General features: G+C 66.1%; 15 protein-coding genes and 4 pseudogenes. 16 read left to right on the top strand and 3 right to left on the bottom strand.

Annotated elements, in window-relative coordinates; all coding sequences use genetic code 11:
• Nucleotides 1-2 precede the first annotated feature (2 nt).
• The 4 genes and pseudogenes from DL544_RS11150 to DL544_RS22455 form a co-directional block, all read left to right on the top strand.
• Nucleotides 3-530 (top strand): DUF6622 family protein, encoded by a 528-nt coding sequence (locus DL544_RS11150; protein ID WP_139727130.1) that lies wholly within the window; start codon nt 3-5, stop codon nt 528-530.
• A gap of 108 nt (nt 531-638) precedes the next feature.
• A complete protein-coding gene (locus DL544_RS11145; protein WP_139727129.1) occupies nt 639-1,016 on the top strand; it encodes a hypothetical protein in 378 nt (125 codons plus the stop codon).
• 113 nt (nt 1,017-1,129) lie between these two features.
• Entirely contained in the window at nt 1,130-1,600 is a 471-nt protein-coding gene (locus DL544_RS11140; protein WP_065177789.1) for a hypothetical protein, read from the top strand.
• A gap of 44 nt (nt 1,601-1,644) precedes the next feature.
• Nucleotides 1,645-1,852, top strand: a pseudogene (locus tag DL544_RS22455) (hypothetical protein); the annotation flags it as partial.
• A gap of 309 nt (nt 1,853-2,161) precedes the next feature.
• On the opposite strand, the gene DL544_RS11125 reads toward DL544_RS22455, so the two are convergent.
• Nucleotides 2,162-3,064, bottom strand: coding sequence for a LysR family transcriptional regulator (locus DL544_RS11125; RefSeq protein WP_053496567.1), 903 nt, complete (start codon nt 3,062-3,064; stop codon nt 2,162-2,164).
• 109 nt (nt 3,065-3,173) lie between these two features.
• On the opposite strand from DL544_RS11125, the gene DL544_RS11120 reads away from it, so the two are divergent.
• The 5 genes and pseudogenes from DL544_RS11120 (at nt 3,174) to DL544_RS11100 (ending at nt 8,602) form a co-directional block, all read left to right on the top strand.
• A complete protein-coding gene (locus tag DL544_RS11120) occupies nt 3,174-4,295 on the top strand; it encodes a 4-oxalomesaconate tautomerase (RefSeq protein WP_139727128.1) in 1,122 nt (373 codons plus the stop codon).
• A 75-nt stretch (nt 4,296-4,370) separates the two neighbouring features.
• Nucleotides 4,371-5,429 (top strand): ABC transporter substrate-binding protein, encoded by a 1,059-nt coding sequence (locus DL544_RS11115; protein ID WP_139727127.1) that lies wholly within the window; start codon nt 4,371-4,373, stop codon nt 5,427-5,429.
• A 14-nt stretch (nt 5,430-5,443) separates the two neighbouring features.
• Nucleotides 5,444-6,276, top strand: a pseudogene (locus DL544_RS22450) (ABC transporter ATP-binding protein).
• Nucleotides 6,260-7,036 carry an ABC transporter permease gene (locus DL544_RS11105; protein ID WP_005409726.1) on the top strand — a complete coding sequence of 259 codons (777 nt, stop codon included), beginning with the start codon at nt 6,260-6,262 and terminating at the stop codon, nt 7,034-7,036. Before DL544_RS22450 ends, DL544_RS11105 begins: the two are co-directional and overlap by 17 nt.
• 132 nt (nt 7,037-7,168) lie before the next feature.
• Nucleotides 7,169-8,602: an OprO/OprP family phosphate-selective porin gene (locus tag DL544_RS11100; protein WP_139727126.1), complete on the top strand. Its 1,434-nt coding sequence runs from the start codon at nt 7,169-7,171 to the stop codon at nt 8,600-8,602.
• A 24-nt stretch (nt 8,603-8,626) separates the two neighbouring features.
• On the opposite strand, the gene DL544_RS11095 is transcribed toward DL544_RS11100, so the two are convergent.
• Nucleotides 8,627-9,850: an arsenic transporter gene (locus DL544_RS11095; RefSeq protein ID WP_139727125.1), complete on the bottom strand. Its 1,224-nt coding sequence runs from the start codon at nt 9,848-9,850 to the stop codon at nt 8,627-8,629.
• Nucleotides 9,851-10,171: 321 nt separating this feature from the next.
• Here DL544_RS11095 and DL544_RS11090 point away from each other — a divergent pair, with 321 nt between their 5' ends.
• Together DL544_RS11090 and DL544_RS11085 are read left to right on the top strand one after the other, a co-directional pair.
• Nucleotides 10,172-11,353 (top strand): serine hydrolase domain-containing protein, encoded by a 1,182-nt coding sequence (locus tag DL544_RS11090; RefSeq protein ID WP_005416610.1) that lies wholly within the window; start codon nt 10,172-10,174, stop codon nt 11,351-11,353.
• A 106-nt stretch (nt 11,354-11,459) separates the two neighbouring features.
• Nucleotides 11,460-11,672: a hypothetical protein gene (locus tag DL544_RS11085; protein WP_005416609.1), complete on the top strand. Its 213-nt coding sequence runs from the start codon at nt 11,460-11,462 to the stop codon at nt 11,670-11,672.
• Between the two features lie 96 nt (nt 11,673-11,768).
• On the opposite strand, the gene DL544_RS11080 is transcribed toward DL544_RS11085, so the two are convergent.
• The gene (locus tag DL544_RS11080) at nt 11,769-12,329 is read right to left on the bottom strand and encodes a fasciclin domain-containing protein (RefSeq protein ID WP_139727124.1); all 561 of its coding nucleotides are present in this window, start codon (nt 12,327-12,329) and stop codon (nt 11,769-11,771) included.
• 423 nt (nt 12,330-12,752) lie between these two features.
• On the opposite strand from DL544_RS11080, the pseudogene DL544_RS11075 reads away from it, so the two are divergent.
• The 5 genes and pseudogenes from DL544_RS11075 to xylB all read left to right on the top strand — a co-directional run bounded on the left by DL544_RS11075 (nt 12,753) and on the right by xylB (nt 20,997).
• Nucleotides 12,753-15,880, top strand: a pseudogene (locus DL544_RS11075) (TonB-dependent receptor).
• 130 nt (nt 15,881-16,010) lie between these two features.
• Nucleotides 16,011-16,769 (top strand): SapC family protein, encoded by a 759-nt coding sequence (locus DL544_RS11070; RefSeq protein ID WP_139727123.1) that lies wholly within the window; start codon nt 16,011-16,013, stop codon nt 16,767-16,769.
• A gap of 3 nt (nt 16,770-16,772) precedes the next feature.
• Nucleotides 16,773-17,795 carry a cupin-like domain-containing protein gene (locus tag DL544_RS11065; RefSeq protein ID WP_139727122.1) on the top strand — a complete coding sequence of 341 codons (1,023 nt, stop codon included), beginning with the start codon at nt 16,773-16,775 and terminating at the stop codon, nt 17,793-17,795.
• A 12-nt stretch (nt 17,796-17,807) separates the two neighbouring features.
• On the top strand, nt 17,808-19,340 hold the full coding sequence (locus DL544_RS11060; RefSeq protein ID WP_139727121.1) for a tryptophan halogenase family protein: 1,533 nt from the start codon (nt 17,808-17,810) through the stop codon (nt 19,338-19,340).
• Between the two features lie 164 nt (nt 19,341-19,504).
• Nucleotides 19,505-20,997: pseudogene (xylB, locus tag DL544_RS11055) on the top strand (xylulokinase).
• Nucleotides 20,998-21,004: the final 7 nt, after the last annotated feature.

Below are 21,004 nucleotides of genomic sequence, written 5' to 3'. Positions count from 1 at the left end.
TCATGAACATGCTCCAGCACCTCGCCTCGCAGACGCCAATCTGGGTGTGGCTGCTCCTGGCCTTCCTGATCACCCGTGGCATCGCCGCCATGAAGCCGGCCGAGACCTCGCTGCAGAAGCTTGCGATCGTACCCGCCTTGTTCGCCGTCTGGGGTGCGTGGTCGGTCAGTCATCGCTTCGGCGCTTCGCTGAGCGCCTGGAGCGAATGGCTGGCCGGCATCGCCACGGGCGCGACGCTTGCCTGGCTGCTGTTGAATCGATTGAAGCTGACGCTGGACCGCAGCACCGGCAAGCTCTGGCGCAGCGCGGACTTCAGCCTGCTGCCGCTGCTGCTGGCCACCTTCCTGGTGAAGTACGGCTTCGAAGTCGCATTTGCGGTGTCGCCGTCGCTGTCCGCCCATGCCGGCTTCAGTGCCGCCTACCTGCTGCTGACGGGCGGGTTCACTGGCATCTTCGTGGGCAAATACTGCCGGTACCTGGGCTCGCTGCGGATGGATGCGGCGGGCAAGGGGCTGGAAACCGCAGGCTGATTGTCCGAGGCGTGCCGGCCGCTGGCCCGCGGCCCCAGGCAGGGTTGTGCGGCGCTGGCGCAGGCGTCACGATGCCCGCCACTGGCCACCACCGGAAACGCTGACGTCATGAAGACCACATCCTGGTTCTGGATCAACGTGGTCAGTCACTTCAGCATTGTCGCCGCCCTGGCCTGGCTGCCCGCACGGTGGACGGGGCAACTTGTGGAGGCGCTGGCCGGGACGCAGCCGGCTATCGGTGATACCCGGTATTTGGCCTTCATCAGCGCCATGTTCGGCTTCTGCGTAACCGCGCTGATCCTGATGGGGGCGCTGACAGTCACTGGCGAACTGCTGGGTTTCTCCAGGCCCTATGCGCGGCGGCCGGAGTCCCGGAACGAAGCGCAGGTCGTCCACCGGAAGGTGTTGCTGGTTGCATTCGCCACGCTCTCGTGGGTGGCCGTGGGATCGCTCGCGGGTATTGCGTCGATCTTCGTGGCTTCGTGACGAGGGCGTTCTGTAGGCGCGGCAACGCACGGAAGCTGCTGTCCACCGGCTGGGGCGGAAGGTTGCGAATCCGCAAAGTCCAAGGGTCAGACAGGTTAAATGAAGGCTCCAAGATGAAGATTCTGATCTCTTCCCTCATGTTCCTGGGCCTGGTGGTTGCGGCAGGAATCGTTTGGATAACGTATCCAACCTCTCTCGAATCTGAGCTCAGAACATTCCGCTCACTTCCACCAGAAACATTCAAGATGCTTCGCGACGATGCGATCGCCTTCGCTCGGGCGAACGCATCGAAAGGCATTGCCATCGAAGCAGGCCCCCCGCAATCGAGCGTGTTCGAACTTCGGTGCAGAGAGGTTCCATTACTCCTGGTCGAGAACGGGCATGACCTGCTCACCCTCGATATCTTTGGATACGCAGACCGACGTGCGCCAGGCATTGCCAAGTTTCAGGATCAGACGATATCGAGACTGATCCCGGAGGGTCAGCCCGGCAAGCCCGGCCCGATTTCTGGAGAGCCCTCGGGGCTGGAGGCGCTCATCATGAAGCATCGAGACGGCATCGATGTCGCGCAGCAGTGCCATTGAATCCAGGGGCGATTGAAGTGCGCCAAACGCATTGATCTCCTGACTTCGAATCCGCCGCACCCTATGCACGCCGCCTGATCGACCAGGTGGGCGTGCCCGACGTCGATGCCACCGATGGGCCGCCACCGGCGGTGGCTCTGCAGCAACCGCGCGGTGCCAGCAATGCGCGATCATCGGTGGGGTAGCGTGACCACGCTGTCCAGCCTGGTGCGCATGATGTACTCGCGCGCAGGCGCCTACCCGGCCAACCAGTTCCACCAACATGGCCACTTCACGCGAAAGCGGCTGTCGCTAGAGAGCGGGTATCGTGATCCTCTGCAGATCAAGCTTGGCCCTGAGCGCATAGTGCTTGCGGGTGACCGGCACGGTGCAGGTCAGGCGGGGATCCAGGTAGTCCTTGAACAGCGGTGGCCGCCAAGCATCCAGATAGAACAGCCGATCCTGTTTGACCGCCGCGGGCAACGGCACGTCGGACAGGTCGCTGTCCGACGCATCGGTGATCAGGCAGGGTGCATGGCGGAAGCCCAGCCTGCGCAGCAGCCCAGCCAGATGTCCAGCGCCTTAGACGGTCCCGCGCCACTGGCTCATCAGCATCTGCAGGAATCGCTCCGCCGTGGGCGAGAGCAGGGCGCCGCGGCGGCGGACGATGCCGATCGTGCGTGACACCACCGGGTTGCCGATCGCGCGCGTCACCAGGGTGGGGTGATCCCCATCTGGCGTAGCCATCTTCGGCAGCACCGACACCCCGATGCCCGCCTCGACCATGCCCAGTGACGTCGACAGGTGCGTCACCTCGTAGTGCCAGCTCAACTTGAGGTTCTCGCGCGCCAGCGCGCCGTCCAGCAGCGTGCGGTTGCCGCTGGTGCGATGCACGGTGATCAGCTGGTGCTCGGCCAGATCAGCCCATTCCACCTTGCGCTTGCGGGCCAGCGGATGATCACGTCGGCAGGCGAGGACGAAGGGGTCCTCAGCCAGTACGTCGAAGTCGAGATTGGGATCGTTGGCGCCCATAAAGTTGATGCCGAACTCGACTTCGCCACGTTCCACTGCCTGCAGACCCTCCGTCGCCGGGATATCCAGGATGCGGAAGCGCACGTTCGGGTGCGCTTCGTGGAAACGCGCCATCACGCTGGGCAGGAAGTAGAACGCCGCCGTCGGCAGGCACGCGATGGTCACGGTGGCGCCGCGGGTGTCCTCCCGGCCGCGCAGTGAGAACAGCGAGCCATCGAATTCCTCCAGCATGCGGCGTACCAGCGGCAGCAGGTTCTCGCCGACAGCGGTGGTACTGACGCTGCGCGTGGTGCGCTCCAGCAGTGGCGAACCCACGGCCTGCTCCAGCTTCTGGATCCGTCGGCTGAGTGCTGGCTGGGAGACGTGCAGGATTTCCGCGGCGCGATGGAAGCTGCGGGTCTCCGAGACCAGCAGGAACGCACGCAGATCCAGGATTTCGCAATTGATGCTCATGGGGTATCAATCATCAAAAAATCAGCAATTCACAGATCAATTGGGGTCATGCCAGTATCGAATCACAGAGGGGTCATTCATCCCCTATACGCATCAATCTAGCACACGTATGTCCAACGATCTGCTCAGCATTCCCTGCGTCCTCATGCGCGGCGGCACCTCCAAAGGCCCGTTCTTCCTGGCCAGCGACCTTCCGATGGACATCGCTGAACGCGATCGCCTGCTGCTGGAAGTGATGGGCTCGGGCCATCCGTTGCAGATCGACGGCATCGGCGGTGGCAACGCGCTGACCAGCAAGGTGGCGATCATCGACCGCTCCAGCCGTCCGGACGCCGATGTCGACTACCTGTTCGCCCAGGTACGGGTAGAGCAGCAGGTGGTGGATACCTCGCCCAACTGCGGCAACATGCTGGCGGCCGTAGGCCCGTATGCCATCGAGCGTGGGCTGGTGCAGGCGCAGGATCCGCAGACCGAGGTGCGCATCCACAACGTCAACACCGGCAAGCTGATCATCGCCACGGTGGAAACGCCGGGCGGCAATGTGGTCTACCGCGGTGATACGCGCATTGCCGGCGCGCCGGGCTCGGCCTCGCCGGTCAGGCTCTCCTTCCTTGATGCGGCAGGTGCCCGCACCGGCAAGCTGCTGCCCAGCGGGCACGCGCAGGAGACCATCGATGGCGTGCCGGTCAGCCTGGTGGACTGCGCGATGCCGATGATGCTGGTACGTGCCGAAGACCTGGGCGTGCGCGGCGATGCCCCGCCCGCCGAACTGAACGCGGACGCGGTATTCATGCGCCGGCTGGAAGCGCTGCGCATCGAGGCAGGCGCCCGCATGGGCATCGCCGACGCCGGCAACAAGGTCATTCCGAAGCCGGTGCTGCTGTCGGCGCCGCAACATGGGGGCGATCTGCAGGTGCGCTATTTCATGCCGCATCAATGCCACACCGCGCTGGCCATTACCGGCGCGGTTGGCCTGGCCACCGCCGCCGTTACGCCGGGCACGCTGGCCCACACTTTGGTCGGATGCCTGTCCGTTCCCGGCAGCATTACCCTCGAACATCCGAGCGGGGCCCTGGAGGTGGGCCTCAGTCGCAGCTCGCAGGATGCGCCGGTCGTTGCCAGCGTCGTGCGCACCGCACGCCGCCTGTTCGAGGGCCGCGTGTTTGCCACCACGTCAGCACTTGCCGTGGCCGGTTCCACCCAAGCCCGCCAATGGACGTCAGCGGCATGATCTGAACCCAGACGGGCCGGCGCAGGTGCGCATGCCCGCCATTACAACGTAGATGCTTCACTCCTGGGAGGGATGATGTACAAGCAGTTCTTGATGGCCGCGCTGTGCGCGGCTGGTCTGGCCGCGGCCGGATGCAGCAACAGCGGGCGCACCGAAGGCGCATCCGCCGGCGGTGGTGACAATGCACCGGTACGCATCAGCGTCGGCTCCTACAACCTCAACAACCTGCCGTTCTTCATCGCCGACGCCAAGGGGTACTTCAAGGACGTCGGCCTGCAGGTGAAGACCGAGAACTTCGCCCAGGGCGGCTCCAAGGTATTGCAGGCGCTGGTGGCCAATTCCACCGACGTGGCCGTCGGCTTCTACGACCACACCATCCAGATGCAGGCCAAGGGCAAGGACGTGGTGGCCTTCGTGCTGCTCTCGCGCAACTCCGGCCTGGTGATGGCCGGCCGCGAGGATGCCACCTTCGATCCGGCCGGCCCGGAGACCATCAAGGGCCAGAAGGTCGGCATTACCGCACCGGGCTCATCGTCGGATTTCTTCGTCCGTCACTTCCTCGCCCAGCACGATATTCCGGCTGACAGCATCTCGTTGATCGGCGTCGGCTCGGGCGCCGCAGCGGTAGCCGCGCTGGAGCAGGGCAAGATCGACCTGCTGGTCAACTACGATCCTGCCGCCACCCTGATCACCGAACGCAAGGTCGGCAGGATCCTCCTCGACGCGCGCAGCGACGACGGCGCCCGCCAGGTCTATGGCGGCCTCTATCCAACCTCGGTGATGTACGCCAACCAGAGCTTCCTGGACAAGCGCCCCGAAGCGGCCGAGAAGATCGCCCGCGCCGAGCAGATGGCATTGAAGTTCATCGCCGACAACAGTGCTGAAGACATCGTTGCGGCGCTGCCGGACAGCTACGTCTCCGGCGACCGCGCCACCTATGCCCGCGCAGTGGAGAACGCCCGCGCAATCTTCACCCGCGACGGTCATTTCACGCCGGCTGATCTGGAAACGCCGTTGAAGGTGCTGCGCGAGTTCAATACGGACGTGGCCAAGGCCGACATCGATCTGTCCCGCACCTACACCAATGCCTTCGTCGAGCGTGCCAACGCCGCGGCGCCGGCTGCCCAACCGTAAGCGGAGGTAACCCCATGGCCCTCAATGCCACCGTGCGCCAGCTCAATGGCGCACCGCAGCTGGAGCCTGCACAGACCATGGTCGCGCTCAACAAGGTGACCATGTCCTTCGGCGAATTCACCGCCGTTCGTGATGTCGACATCCAGGTAGGTGATGGCGAGTTCCTTGCCATCGTTGGGCCAACCGGCTGCGGCAAGAGCACCATCCTCAATTCCGTGGCGGGCCTGCTGAAGCCGTCGTCCGGCCAGGTCAGCATCGACGGCCGTGCGGTCAGCGGCGTTCAGGAGTCGGTGGGCTACCTGTTCCAGCAGGACGCGCTGCTGCCGTGGAAGACCGCGTACCAGAACGTTGAGCTCGGCCTGCGTTTCCGTGGCGTGCCCGAAGCCGAACGCAAGGCCAAGGCCAACGCGTGGCTGGCCAAGGTCGGCCTGGCCGGTTTCGAGCATCGCTACCCCACCAGCTGTCCGGTGGCCAGCGCAAGCGCGTGCAGATGGCGCAGGCGTTGATCGTCGAGCCGAAGGTGATCCTGATGGATGAGCCGTTCTCGGCGCTGGACATCCACACCCGGCACCTGATGCAGAACGAGCTGCTGCGCCTGTGGCAGGAGGACCGGCGCTCGGTGATCCTGATCACCCACGATCTGGAAGAAGCGATCGCCCTGGGCGACCGCGTGGTGGTGCTGTCCTCCGGCCCGGCCAGCCGTGTCGTGCGCAGTTTCGACGTGGATCTGGAACGGCCGCGGAACGTGGCCGAAATCAAGCTGGATGACCGTTTCACCGACCTGTACCGCGACATATGGGCCTGCCTGCGCGGCGAAGTGGAGAAGAGCTATGCACGCCAAGACTGACAAGTTCATCCAACTGGCCCTGGTTGTGGCCGTGTTCGGCGGCTGGGAGGGCGGCATCGCGCTGGGCGTGATCGATCCGTTCTTCTTCCCATCGCCAACGGCGATCGTGCAGCAGGCCTGGACCTGGCTGTCCGATACCTCGTTCTACCAGCACGTCTACATCACGCTGACCGAAACCGCGCTGGGCTACATCATCGGCACCGGCCTCGGCGTGGCCGGCGGTGTCTGGCTGGGCCTGAGCCGCCGCTCGGCGCGCATCCTCGATCCCTTCATCAAAGGCTTCAACGCAATTCCGCGCGTGGTGCTGGCCCCGATTTTCGTGTTGTGGCTGGGGCTGGGCCTGTGGTCGAAGGTGGCGCTGGCGGTCACCCTGGTGTTCTTCACCACGTTCTTCAATGCCATGCAGGGCGTACGCGAGGTGAATCCGGTGGTGCTGGCCAATGCCCGCATCCTGGGCGCAAGCCGCAGCGACCTGCTACGCCATGTCTACTTCCCGGCAGCGGCCAGCTGGATCCTGTCCTCGCTGCGCACCTCGGTGGGCTTCGCCGTGGTCGGCGCGATCATCGGTGAGTACCTCGGCGCCTCGGCGGGCCTGGGCTACCTGATCGCGCAGGCAGAAGGCAACTTCAACGCCGTCGGTGTGTTTGCCGGCATCATCATCCTTGCCGCCTTCGTGCTGGTCATCGACGCGCTGCTGGACGTGGTCGAGAACAAGCTGATCACCTGGCGTCCCAACGCCCAGGCCCAGGCCACCAGCTGACCGGGCCGGGCTGAGCCCGCCTGCCGCGCCGCCGGGCCGATCCGGCGGCGCGCGCTTCCTCCCCCGATCTTCCCCCGCACCACCGCAACAGGCCAGCGCCGGGCCAGGGGGCCGGCTGGCCGGAGAGAGTCCATGAACCATTCCACCGTGCTGCCGCTGGCAGCGCTGTCGGTCGCGCTCGGCCTGCTGTTGGCCAGTGGCCATGCTGGCGCCCAGTCCACGTCTTCGCTGCCCGCACCACTGAGCCAGGCCGAACTCTCACGCCTGGTGCAGCAGCAGGCGCTGCAGATCCAGCAGTTGGAGGCGCGCCTGCGTGCCGTGGAGGGCGGGCACAGCACCGCCGGTGCTGTGCCCGCAACGCAGGGCCCCGCGCTGGACACCCGCGTCGCCGCACTGGAATCCAGCCAGGCCAAGGCGCCCAAGGTCACCTGGTCCAAGGGCGCACCGGAGTTCAGCAGTGCCGATGGCAGCGTGGCGTTCCGTCCGCGCGGGCGCCTGTTCGTCGACGCATCCAGCACAGACGGATCGTCAGTGAGTGACCGCAACATCTCCGGTACCGAGATCCGCTCGGTGCGGCTGGGCGCCGAAGGCCGCTATGGCATCCTCGGCTGGGCGGTGGAAGGTGACTTCGCCGACAACGCGGTGGCGTGGAAGTCGGTCTACGCCACCGTGGACCACCGCCTGTTCGGGCTGCCGGCCGACCTGACCGTGGGCAACCGCCTCAACGACCGGGGTATCGACGGCTCCAGCAGCACTTCCAACACGCCGTTCCAGGACCGCAACGTGGTCGGCACGCTGATGCTGCCGCAGCGCGGGCTGTTCGGTGTCGGCCTGACCGAGCGCGTGTACGGCAAGGACTGGCATGCCAGCCTGTCGGTGGCCGGCAACGATCTCAACAACGCCGGCACCGACAACGACAGCCAGACCTGGGCCACGCGCGTGCATTGGAACCCGGTGGCCAATGATACGGTCACGGTGCACCTGGGGGCCTGGGCCTTCCACGAGGAGATCGCCGCAGGCGCCAGCGGCGTCGTCCGCAGTTCGGCCATCGCCGGGCACTTCAACGACCTGGTCAAGATCGCGCCGGGCACACTGCTGGGCGCCGAGCGCAGCACGGCCTATGGCGCGGAACTGGCAGGCTTCTTCGGGCCGGCCTGGGCGACCGGCGAATGGGGTACGCGCAACCTGCGCGGGGCCGACGCCAGCGGGCGCTACGATCTGGACCACCAGGCCTGGGCGATCTCGGCTGGCTGGTTCCTGGCCGGTGCAAGGCCGGCCTATTCTGGCAAGGCCGGCACCTGGGGCCGGGTCAAGGTGGCCGATCCTGTCACCCGCGGCGGTGCCGGGGCATGGGAACTGAAGGGGCGCTACGAGGATGTGGACTATGCCGAGCTGCCCAGTGGCGGTACCGGCCACGCGTGGACGCTGGGTGCGAACTGGTATCTCAACGATTTCAGCCGCGTGATGTTCGAGGCGATCCGTTGGCAGACCCGCAACCGCAGCGGCACCGGCCAGGGCAGGGATGAAGGCACCACCTTCAACACCCGCCTGCAGGTGGCCTTCTAGAAGCGCATGCCGCTCGTGCGCCGATCAGAGCAGCAGCAGTGCTCCGATCAACGCCGGCGGCATCACCAGCGCGCCGACGCGCAGGAAGTCGAGCGCGCTGACATGCTCGCCCTCGCGGCGCAGCGCCACCAGCCACAGCATCGTCGCCAGCGAACCGGTGACCGACAGGTTGGGTCCCAGATCCACGCCGACCAGCAATGCGGCACGGGTCTGCGCCGGCAGGTCGGCCATCTGCCCGAGCGAACCGGCGGCCAGGCCGACCGGCAGATTGTTGGCCACGTTGCTCAGCAGCGCAGCCGCGCCACCGGCCAGCCAGCTGGCCTGGCGTGGAGACGCCTGCGCCACGGCCTGCAGCGCGCTGGCCGCGCTCTGGATGACACCGGTCTGCGCCACCGCTTCCACCAGCACGAACAGTCCCGCCACCAGCGGCAGCACGCCCCAGGACACGTGTCGCAGCAGTGGCAGCGGGCTGCGCCTCTGGCGGATCGCCACCACGGCCACACTCAGCGTGCCCGCACAGAACGTGGTCAGGCCCAATGGCCCGTTCAAGGCGGACGTGACCAGCAACACGGTGCCGGTGAACAGCACGCCCAGTGCGCTCAGTCGGCCGCCGTCGGTCAACGGGCGATGCGCCGGCGCGGCCACCAGCGGCTGGGCGATCTCGCGCCGGTGCACCCAGCGCAGGACCAGATAGGTGGCACCGATCGCCGCCGCCGACGGCAGCGCGAACTGCGCCAGCCATTGCAGCAGCGGCGGCAGGTGCTGGCCGTACACCACCAGGTTGGCCGGATTGGAAATGGGCAGCACGAAGCTGGCCGCATTGGCAATGAATGCACAGACGAACAGGTAGGGCAGGGGATTGGCGCGCGCCGCCTTGCAGGCAGCGTAGACCGCCGGCGTCAGCACTACGGCCGTTGCATCGTTGGACAGGAACACCGTCACCAGCGTGCCGACCAGGAACACCAGGTCGAACAGGCGTCGCCCGGATCCGCCCGCATGCCGCACCGCGTACAACGCGACCCAATCGAACAGGCCTTCGCGCCGCGCCAGTTCGGCCAGCATCATCATGCCGACCAGGAACAGGTAGACGTCGCGGCCTTCGGCCACCGCACCCCATGCGGTATGCAGCGACACCGCGCCCAGCAACGGCAACAGGGCGGCAGCGCCCAACGCCCACACATATTCGGGGATGCGCAAAGGACGGAACAGCAGACCGAGGGTGGCAACGGCGACCGCTGCCCAGATCACGAGGGGGGCTTGGGGGCGAGCATGGAGTGGGGCTTCAGCGGCACCTGCAGCGACCCCGGCGCAGGTGGGGCCTGGCGCGCGCGATCAGCGGATGGGCGGCCGCTGCAAATCATCGCAGGTTCCGGGTCGCCGCATCATACCGTGCGGCGCGGCTTGGCGACCGCTGCCGTCGACCGCGTTGCAGGTGGGCCGGGGGGCGGCGCCCAGCCCACGTTCAGCACTCAAGCGCGCCATGACTTCAGGCACTGCAGCGTGACTACACATGTAGTCAATCTACGCACACACCCATTGGACGAGATTGCGATGCCAAGATCCTGCTGGTTGTCCTGCGCCCTGGCCCTGGTGTTCGGCATCGCCGGGCCCAGCCAAGCGGCGACACGTGCCGATGCCCTTGCCGCGATTGAGCGCAATGCACGCGCCGCGCATTCCGATGCGGTCCTGGTGATGCATGAGCGGGAGACGCTGCTTGAGCTGAAGCCCGCCGCCGGGCAGGAATCCGTTCACCTGATGTCGGCCACCAAGTCGGTCGTCGCGCTGGCCATTGCATTGCTGCTGGACGAAGGAAAGCTGGCTTCGATCGATACGCCGGTCAGCCGGATCTATCCCGAATGGAAGCAGGGCAGGAAGAGCGCCATTACCGTGCGCATGCTGCTGGACCATACCTCGGGCCTGCAGAACGTGGCGAACGCGGGCGAAGAGCTGGAAGGGGCCCCGGACCTGGTCAAGCTGGCACTGGCTGCCGAGCTGAGCGATGACCCGGGCAACGTGTTCTCCTACAACAACAAGGCTACCAACCTGCTGCCCGGCATTGTCGAGCGCCTGGCAGGCGAGCCTGTGGACGCGTATCTGGACGCGCGGCTGTTCAAGCCCCTGGGCATTGCCCACTACACCTGGATGAAGGATGAGGCAGGCACCCCGCTGGGCATGGCCGGGCTGTCCCTGCGCGCGGCCGATCTTGCCGCCATCGGGCAACTGTTGCTGGACGGAGGCGTGGCACCGGATGGCAGGCGTCTCCTGAGTGAGCAGTCGGTCGCGTTGATGACGACCGAAAGCGCCCGTGCGCCAGATGTTGGGCTGCTGTGGTGGCGGATACCGGCCTGGGAACGGTACCAGCTCAAGCCCCGGCTACGGGATCTGCTGGTGAAAAGGGGCGTGGATGACGACGTACAGCGCGCACTGCAGGCCAGCGCAGGGCGAGTATTCGAAAGCCGCAGCGCACTGGTCGCCTTCCTCGCCAATCAGCTGGGCGCGGACTGGTCCCAGCGCTACGGCAGCCAGATCTCCGCGCGCGGCCTGAAGCTCGCCGATCTCTACGACATCTCACGGGGACCGGTCGTCGGCTTTGCCGCCAACGGCTACCTGGGCCAATACCTGATGATCGTCCCGGAACAGCGCGTGGTCGCCGTGCGTCTGGTTCACCGGCGCGAGACCCACAGCGCTCCACAGGACGACTATCCCTCCTTCTTCGCCGATGTCCTGCAGTTGGCGCGGACACTGCAATAGGCCCTGTCGTCATCATGTCCACGCGCTCTGAACATCCTCCTGGAGCGTTCTTCACTGCCGTGCCGCTAAAAGTGGGATGACATCTTGGCCGCACACCTACTGAAGCATGTTTGATTATCAGGACTGGACCTTCCACGCCAATGGCCGCACGGTAGTGGCGCGGGTAGCGCTGGACGGCGACGGTGGCGGTACCATCAACCGCTACCAGCTGGTGCCGGGGCCGGCGCAGTCGGGGCTGAGCATCAAGGTCGCCTCCCAGGATGAGGCCGCGCAGAAACTGGAGGCCGAGGTGACCAAGCTGCTCGGGCCGGAGTGGTAGCCACGACGCCATGCCGGGCAGGGATCCGCATGGTGACGTCGGGATGACCGGCCCGGGCAACGGGCATCGCGCCGGATGCCCGTTGCGTGAGGCCGCTTACTTGGGCATCAGCACGGTGTCGACCACGTGGATGACGCCGTTGGACTGGCCGACATCTGCAATGCTGATGCCTGCCTTTCCACCCTTTGCGTCGATGAGCCAGAGCTTGCCATCGTGGAGCGCCACGGTGAGAGGCTCACCCTGCACGGTCTTCAGGGTGGCCTTGCCGCTGTGCTTGCGGGCATCGGCCAGAAGCTGGGCGGAACTGTAGTTGCCCGGGACGACGTGGTAGGTCAGGATCCGGGTCAGCTGTGCCTTGTTTTCAGGCTTCACCAGTGTCTCGACAGTGCCTGCAGGCAGCTTTTCGAAGGCCGCATTGGTGGGCGCGAAAACAGTGAAGGGCCCGGCGCCGTTGAGGGTGTCGACCAGGCCGGCTGCTTTGACCGCTGCAACCAGCGTGGTGTGATCCTTGGAATTGACGGCGTTCTCGACGATGGTCCTGGCGGGGTACATTTCTGCCCCGCCCACGATGACGGTGTTGGCGGCGAAAACCGAGGAGCCGGACGAAACGAGTACGGCGAAGCCGACTGCGGCGGCGATGCGCTGAAGAGCGTTCACGGTGCGTTCCTTTCTGGATGACCCGCAAGTGCGGGCATTTTTCCTACGTCGGGTGAGCGTGACCGGATGCAGCAACGGCCGAGTCATCAGCTGTTTGGCCCGCAGGCGGTTTTGCTGCGCTGCATGGTGACAACGGCGAACCTCGGTGATTACTCTCCGCTGCAACGCGATGGTAGCGCTACCAGTCGGACGGGGATCCAGGGTCCGGGAGGCTGCCTTCTTTGCCGCGTGTTTGTCCTGGCAGGCTTGAAAAGCAAGTGTAAGTCGCGGCGTGCCCGAGCACCCGTGCTGTTCGGTTTGGAATGCGGGCCACGCCCGTGCGTGCCCCTGGGAGGGGGCGGTACATCCATTCGATCGTATGTCAGAGGGGACTTTCATGAGCACTTGCAGTTTCCGCGGCACCCTGGCCCCGAGGTCCGGTTCATGAGCCGCGCATTGGCGAAGTTCCGGTCCCGGGCCATGTTCACCTTCGTGGGTGGCGCCCTGGTCATCAATCCTGCCTTTGCGCAGGACGCAGCACCGGCGACCGGGCAGCAGCCGCAGAGCCAGTCGCAGCCCACCCAGCTCGATGCAGTGCAGGTCACGGGCATACGCAACAGCCTGAGCCAGGCCATGGACATCAAGCGCGACTCGGCGGGCGTGGTCGACGCGATCAGCGCTGAGGACATCGGCAAGTTCCCCGATACCAATCTTGCCGAGTCGTTGCAGCGCATCACCGGCATCTCCATCGAGCGCCGTGACGGCGAGGGTGCGCAGGTGACCGCGCGTGGCTTCGGCCCCAGTTCAACATGGTCACGCTCAACGGTCGGCAGATGCCGGGTGCCGATGCATTCGGTGCCTCTGGACAGGTCGCCATCGGCGGTGTCGACGGCGGCACCCGCGCCTTCAACTTCGCGCAGCTGGCCGCCGAGGCCATCAATGGTATCGAGGTCTACAAGACCAGCCAGGCACAGGTGCCCAGCGGTGGCATCGGTGCGACGATCAACATCCTGACCTCGCGCCCGCTCGATCACGCCGGCATCGTGGCCAACGCCGGGGCGAAGCTGGTGTCCGACCAGAGCCAGCCGTTCGACAATGACCTGACACCGGAGCTGTCGGGCATCTTCAGCTACAGCAATCCGGAAAAGACCTTTGGCGTCAGCCTCAGCGCGAGCCAGCAGAAGCGCAAGGGTGGCTCGGTGCAGGCCACGGAGAACTACTGGAACGTGCAGCCGTGGACAGGGTCGATGCCGGGCAATCCGACCGTGGTCAATGCCCCGGCCGTCGGCCAGCTTTACGCGCGGCCCAACGACCTGCGCTACGCGTTCTCCGAATTCGAGCGCGAACGCGTCAACGGCCAGGCCGTGCTGCAGTTCGCACCGACGGACAGCCTGACCCTGACCGTGGATTACACCTACTCGACCAACGAGATCACCGAGAATCGCGGCGAGCAGGGCATGTGGTTGCAGAACAGCAACTACACCAACGTCGAGTTCGACACCAGTGGCGCCGTCGCGACGCCGGTATACATCCGTGAAATCGCCGGCACCAAGGATTTCGGCCTGGAACAGCAGCGCAGCATGCAGGAATACAAGCTGGGTTCGCTGGGTTTCAATGCCGTCTGGAATGTCAGCGACCGCTTCAAGCTCAGTTTCGATGCGCACAACTCGAAGAACGAGAGCCGCCCGAATGACCCGCTCACCGGCGGTGGTTCGATCTTCATGAGCATCGCCGGCACCAACAACTGCACCCGTGGCCCGCATTGCGGTGGCTCCTGGGTGCAGGAGTTGAACTTCAACAATGGCCTGCCGGTTGGCACCCAGGTCTGGTATCCCAGCACCGCCGATGCGCTCGCCGGGACCAATGGCGTGGTCAATCCGGGCTTCCAGGAAGGCGAGGTCGGCACGCAGGTGCTGCGCGTCAACGCGCAGACCCAGATCAGCGAGATCAAGCAGGCGCGCGTCGATGGCGAATGGAACTTCGACCACGGGCGCTTCCAGTTCGGCGTGGACACCAACAAGTCCACCACCCACCGCATCCAGGCCGCCGAGGCCTACTCGACCCTGGGCGACTGGGGCGTGGCCAACGTGGACCGGGATACCGCCGCAGGCCTGATGGACCTGCTGCAGCCGGTCAGCATCGTCGGCCTGTTCGACGACTACAGTGCCAACAGCTGGCCCGCCTGGCGCGGCAATGCCGGGCAGCTCGCGCAATGGGCATCGCGCGAGTACGGCGTCGGCCTGGGTGTGAACCCGCAACGCGCGGCCGACAACTTCGTGGAAGAGAAGACCAAGGCGGCGTACTTCCAGGTGGAGCTGGACGGGGAGCTGGGTGGCATGCGCACCAACACCCGCCTGGGCGTGCGCTATGAAACCACTGACGTGGTGTCGACCTCGGTCATTGCCGTCCCCGAGTCCATCGAGTGGCAGGCCAACAACGATTTCCGCATCGTGCTGTCCGATGAGCAGCAGCCCTTCACGGAGAAGGCGCGCTACAGCTACATCCTGCCCAACCTTGATTTCAGCATCGACCTCACCGAGGAGCTGAAGGGCCGCGTTTCGTTCGGCAAAAGCATCGCCCGCGCGCCGTATGGCAATCTCTATGCAGGACCCGGGGCCCAGCAGCCGTTCGGCTCGGTGCTGATCGATCCCTCGTCGCGCGCCAGCGGAAATTCGCAGAACCCGAGCCTGAAGCCGTTGGAATCGGACAACCTCGACCTGGGGCTGGAGTGGTACTTCGCCGACGCCAGCTATGTGTCATTGACCTACTGGAACAAGTCGGTCAGCAACTTCATCGGCAACACCGTCGTGCAGGAAAGCCTGTACGGCCTCACCGACCCGACCTCCGGGCCGGATGCGCGGGCGGCGTTGGACTTCCTGACCAGCGGCGCCTGCGTCGCCCAGGTCGGGCCGGCCAATGCGGCCGCCTGCTCGGCCAACGACACCTCGCTGTTCACCGCGCTGGCATTGCTGCGCAACAATCCTGCCGGCCTCGGCGCCTACAACGGCACTGATGCGCAGGTGCTGGCCACCGAAGCGGCCTACGATCTGTATGGGCAGCCCAACGATCCGCTGTACCAGTTCAACGTCAATCGCCCGATCAACCAGAACAAATCCAAGCTGCATGGCTGGGAGCTGGGCGGCCAGTACTTCTTCGGTGACACCGGCTTCGGCGTGCTGGCCAACTACACGGTGGTCAAAGGTGATGTCGGCTACAACAATGGCGGTGACCCGGGCATCGACCAGTTCTCGCTCACCGGCCTGAGCGACACCGCCAACGCCATGCTGATGTACGAGAAGTACGGGTGGTCGGTACGCCTGGCATGGAACTGGCGCGACCAGTACCTGATCCTGGCCAACCAGGGCTCCAGCCGCAATCCGTACTATGTGGAGCCGTACGAGCAGTGGGATCTCAGCGTCAACTATGCGCTGGATGACCACTGGTCCTTCAGCCTGGAGGCGATCAACCTGACCGGCGAGGATGTGCGGTGGCGCTCGCGCACCTCGCAGATGATCGTCAAGCTGGCAGACCAGAGCCCGCGCTACATGCTGGGCGTCCGCTACAAGTTCTGAGCCTGGTTGCCGATGCGTCCGGCATGGCACCACTGCCCGCCAGCGGTGCCGTGCCGGGACGGTGTCGCCGCACCTGTCGCGCCTGCGCTACGCTGCCGGCCAGCCACCCCGCACTGGACTGGATACCCTGATGGCCCGCTACGAAATGCTCAACAACATCGCGCATCGGGACCTGAGGGTCGCCACCGGATTCGGGCCGCAGTTCGGCGATGCCGTGGGCATGGTGCCGGCCTATCCCAGCGAGTTCGCCGAACTGCAGCGTGAGTATCCGATCTTCCTGCGCAGGGATACCGGGACGAAGGCGTGGCAGTCCGTGGCCCTGCTGGGTTTCGAACAACACGAGAACCTGTTCCTGCAGGACGGGCGCTGGAATGCTTCCTACCTGCCAGGCGCGGCGGCCAAAGGGCCGTTCCTGATCGGCTTCCAGGAGCACTACGTGGATGGCGTGCTCACCCAGGATTCGGTGATGCACGTGGACCTGGACCATCCGCGCGTCACCGACGGCGCCGGTGAGCCGGTGTTCCTGCCGCAGGGCGGCAACACGCCCTACCTGGACCACATCGCCGGCGTTCTGCGCGGCATCCACGAGGGCAGTGCCTTCGCGGCCAGTATGTTCACGATGCTCGACGACTGCGGGCTCATCCAGCCGGTCACGCTCGATGTGCAGCTCGCGCCGCACCACCGGGTGAGCGTGAGCGGATTGCACGGCATCGACCGCGAGCGCCTGGCTGCGCTGGACAGTCCACGCCTGGCTGCGTTGAACCGCGCCGGTTACCTGGAGGGTGCGTACCTGATGCTTGCCTCGCTGCATAACATGCGCCACCTGATCGCCGAGAAGCAGCGCCGTCTCCGCGTCCAGGACGGCACCGCGCAGGCGGCCAGGAACTGACCGGTGCAGGCCACCCTGCCGATGCGGATGCTGGAAGGCATCGATCCTGCCGCCTTGCCACTGGCTGACCTGGTGGAGGCCGGTGAGCCGGTCGTACTGCGTGGCATCGCCACCGATTGGCCACTGGTCCAGGCCGGGCTGGGCGGGGTGCAGGATGCAATGGCGTACCTGTGCAGCGTCGATGCGGGTGCACCCATCCAGTACTCGTTCGGCGGCGCCGAGATCGGGGGGCGCCCGTTCTACAGCACGGACTTCACCCGGTTGAACTTCGAAGTGCGGCGCGGCGTGCTGGCCCAGGTGCTGGAAGAGATCGCCATGACGCTGCATGCACCGCAACCGCCCACTTACTACGTGGCCTCGCTGCCGATTGCGCGGGCACTGCTGCCGGCATTCGCGCAGGCCAACGACGCCGGTCTGGCGAAGCAGGGCATCGACGCCACCGCCAGCATCTGGATCGGCAACCGGGTGACGGCCTCGTGCCATTTCGACACACCCGACAACCTCGCCTGCTGCGCGGTGGGGCGGCGCGAGTTCACCCTGTTCCCGCCCGCCCAGATCGACAACCTCTATCCGGGCCCGCTCGATCCCACGCCGGGCGGACAGGTGGTCAGCGTGGTGGACTTCGAACAGCCAGACTTCGATCGGCATCCACGTTTCCGCGAGGCGCTGGCGCACGCGCGCAGTGCGGTGCTTGGGCCCGGCGATGCGATCTTCATTCCCAGCATGTGGTGGCACCATGTACGCAGCCTGGAACCGTTCAACGTGCTGGTGAACTACTGGTGGCGAAGCTCGCCGGCCTGGCTGGGATCCGCGCTGGCGGCGCTGCACCACGCGATGTGGGCCGTGCGTGATCTGCCGGCGCGCGAAAAGCAGGCCTGGGAAGGGCTCTTCCGCTACTACGCATTCGGCCCTGGCGAGCGCGCGGGGCAGCACCTGCCTGACGCCGCGCGCGGGGATCTGGCACCGTTTGACGAGCAGCGCGCCCGCCGCATGCGCGCGATGCTGCTGGGCAGGCTTAACCGTTGAGAGAGGGGCACCATGTTGGATACCCAGAGCACGCCCTCAGGGCGCATCCGCAAGGTGGTCATTGCCGGTGGCGGTACGGCGGGTTGGCTGGCCGGCTGCGCGCTTGCGCACCAGTTCCGTGACCAGCTGCAGATCACGCTGGTCGAGTCCGAGCAGATCGGCACGGTCGGTGTCGGTGAGTCCACTGTGCCGCCGATCCGCACCTTCCACCGCTTCCTGCAGATCGACGAGCAGGAGTTCCTGCGCGCGGTGGCCGGCACCTTCAAGCTGTCGATCTCGTTCGAGAACTGGCGCCTGCCGGGCGATCGCTTCTTCCATCCGTTCGGCACCATCGGCCATGGCACCTGGGCGGCCCCCTTCCATCACTTCTGGCTGGACAGCCTGCGCCGCGGCATGCCCTCGGACCTGGGCGACTTCTGCCTGGAGAGCATCGCCTCGCGTGGCGACCGCTTCTCGCTGCACACCCAGCCGCAGGCCAGCTATGCGTATCACTTCGATGCCGGGCTGTATGCGAGGTTCCTGCGCGGCAGGGCCGAGGCCCACGGCCTGCGCCGGATCGAAGGCCGGATCGCCCAGGTCAGGCAGCACGCGCACGACGGGTCGGTGCAGGCGCTGGTGCTGGACGACGGCCAGGTGATCGAGGGCGATCTGTTCATCGACTGCACCGGCTTCCGCGGACTGCTGATCGAGCAGGCACTGGGCACCGGCTACGAGGACTGGCACGAATGGCTGCCATGCGACCGGGCCGTGGCGGTGCAGACCGAAGCGGTGGCGCCGCCGGTACCCTATACCCGGGCGATCGCCCACGAGGCGGGGTGGCGCTGGCACATCGCGCTGCAGCACCGCGTTGGCTGCGGGCTGGTGTATGACAGCCGCCATCTGTCCGATGACGAGGCCGCCGCGAAACTGTTGCGCGATGCCGGGGCTCCACCCTTGCGCGATCCATGGAAGGTGCCGTTCCGCAGTGGACGCCGGCTGAAGGCCTGGAACAGGAACGTGGTGTCGCTCGGGCTGGCCAGCGGCTTCATCGAACCGCTGGAGTCGACCAGCATCCATCTGACGATCAGCGCGGTAGTGCGCCTGATCCAGCTGTTCCCGTTCGACGGCATCAGTGCGTCGCTGGTGCAGCTGTACAACGATGTCAGCCGCCAGGAAATGGAGCACGTGCGCGACTTCATCATCCTGCACTACCACGCCACGCAGCGCAGCGAACCGATGTGGAAGGCCTGTCGCGAGATGCGCGTGCCCGAGTCCCTGCAGCAGCGGCTGCAGGCGTGGCGCGAGCGTGCGCATGCGTGGCAGGACCCCGGCGAGCTGTTCCGCGTCGAATCCTGGACCAGCGTGCTGCTCGGGCAGGGCATCGCGCCCGGTCCTGCGCACCCGCTGGCGCAGGCCGTGAGTGATGTCGATCTGCGCACCTTGTTGAAGGGCATCCAACGGCCTGTGCAGCAGGCCGCCGCGCAGATGCCGGCGCAGGCGGAGTTCATCGCGCAGTACTGCAGGTCCGGCGTGGACGTGTGGCGTTCGACGGCAGCAAGCGCGTAGCAGGCTTTTGCGTTGCAGCACGCTTTTTCCGCTGCAGCTGGTTACAGTGCGGCAACACCGCTGGCGATGACGCGCGCGGTGGCAACGAGGGGCCGGACACCACGCCCCCTTTTTGAGTCCACGGAATGTTAGCGCTACCTTTTTGTTGATCGGAGGCGGTTTCGATGGGTCTGGTTGCAGGGATCGATGCAGGGACGCAGAGCCTGAAGGTGCTGGTCTATGACCCGCGGAAGCAGGCGGTGGTGGCCTCGGCCAGCGCGCCGCTCGCGCTGGACAGCGGTGCCGACGGCAGCCGCGAACAGGCGCCGGCCGACTGGGTGTCGGCCCTGCGCGACTGTTTTGCCCGGATCGATCCCTCGCTGCGCGCACGCATCGTCGCGCTGGCGGTATCGGGGCAGCAGCATGGGTTCGTGCCGGTCGATGATGCTGGCGAGGTACTGGCGCCGGCCAAGCTGTGGTGCGACACCAGCACCTCGGTCGAATGCATCCAGATCATGGACGCCGTGGGTGGGTTCCAACGGACCATCGCGCTGGCGGGCAATCCGATCCTGGCCGGCTACACGGCCTCCAAGCTGCCCTGGACCCGGACCCACCGTGCCGACGCCTATGCGCGGCTGGCGACCATCCTGCTGCCACACGACTACCTGAATTTCGTGTTGACCGGGCAGCGGTTCTGCGAGCTTGGCGATGCGTCCGGCACCGGCTGGCTGGACGTGCGCACACGCACATGGTCGCAGGAACTGCTGCGCGCAACCGATCCTGATCGTGATCTTGCTGCCTGCCTGCCGCCGATCGCTGCGCCCGATGCCCTGTTCGATATCGCGCCGAAGGCAGCCGCCGAGTTCGGGCTGCCGGCGGCCGTGAAGATTGCCGTGGGTGGCGGCGACAACATGATGGCGGCGATCGGCACCGGCTGCGTCACGGAAGGACGGCTGGCGATGAGCCTGGGAACCTCCGGAACGCTGTTTGCGTATTCCGGCTCGCCAGTGATCGATCCGGACGGCGCGTGGGCGGCGTTCTGCTCGTCCACGGGGGCTGGCTGCCGCTGATCTGCACCATGAACTGCACCGTGGCCACCGAACGCGTGGCCAGCGCCTTCGGTTTCAGCAGCCGCGACGGTGACGCGCATCTTCGCGCAACGCCGCCCGGGGCAGGGGGCCTGGTGATGCTGCCGTTCCTCAATGGCGAACGTACCCCTGACCTGCCGCTGGGCAAGGGCGTGCTGGCTGGCCTGGACATTGCCAATTTCACCCCGGCGCATGTGTACCGCGCCGCCATGGAGGGCGCGACCTACAGCCTGAAGTACGGCTACGACGCCTTCGTCCGCGCGGGCATGCAGTTCGATCGCATCGTGCTCACCGGCGGTGGCAGCAACAGCGCTGCCTGGCGTCAGCTGGTGGCCGATGTGTTCGGCCTGCCGGTGGAGGTCCCGATGCAGGCCGAAGGCGCGGCGTTTGGTGCGGCACTGCAGGCGTTGTGGGCGCTCGCCCGGGCGCAGGGAGAGGCCACGTCGATCTGCGACATCACCGCGCGCCACGTCACCGTCGATCCCGCGCTGTCCGCACGGCCGGATCCGGCCCGCAGCGATGCCTATGCACGGGCCTACGCACGCTTCCTCAGTCATCTCGATGCCATCACGCCGCTGCAGCGCGGCTGATGACTCC

This window comes from Stenotrophomonas sp. pho, assembly GCF_006228405.1.
GTDB classification, from domain to species: domain Bacteria; phylum Pseudomonadota; class Gammaproteobacteria; order Xanthomonadales; family Xanthomonadaceae; genus Stenotrophomonas; species Stenotrophomonas sepilia.
Note: the sequence above shows the minus strand (reverse complement) of the source record. Positions and strands in the feature narration are given on the sequence as shown.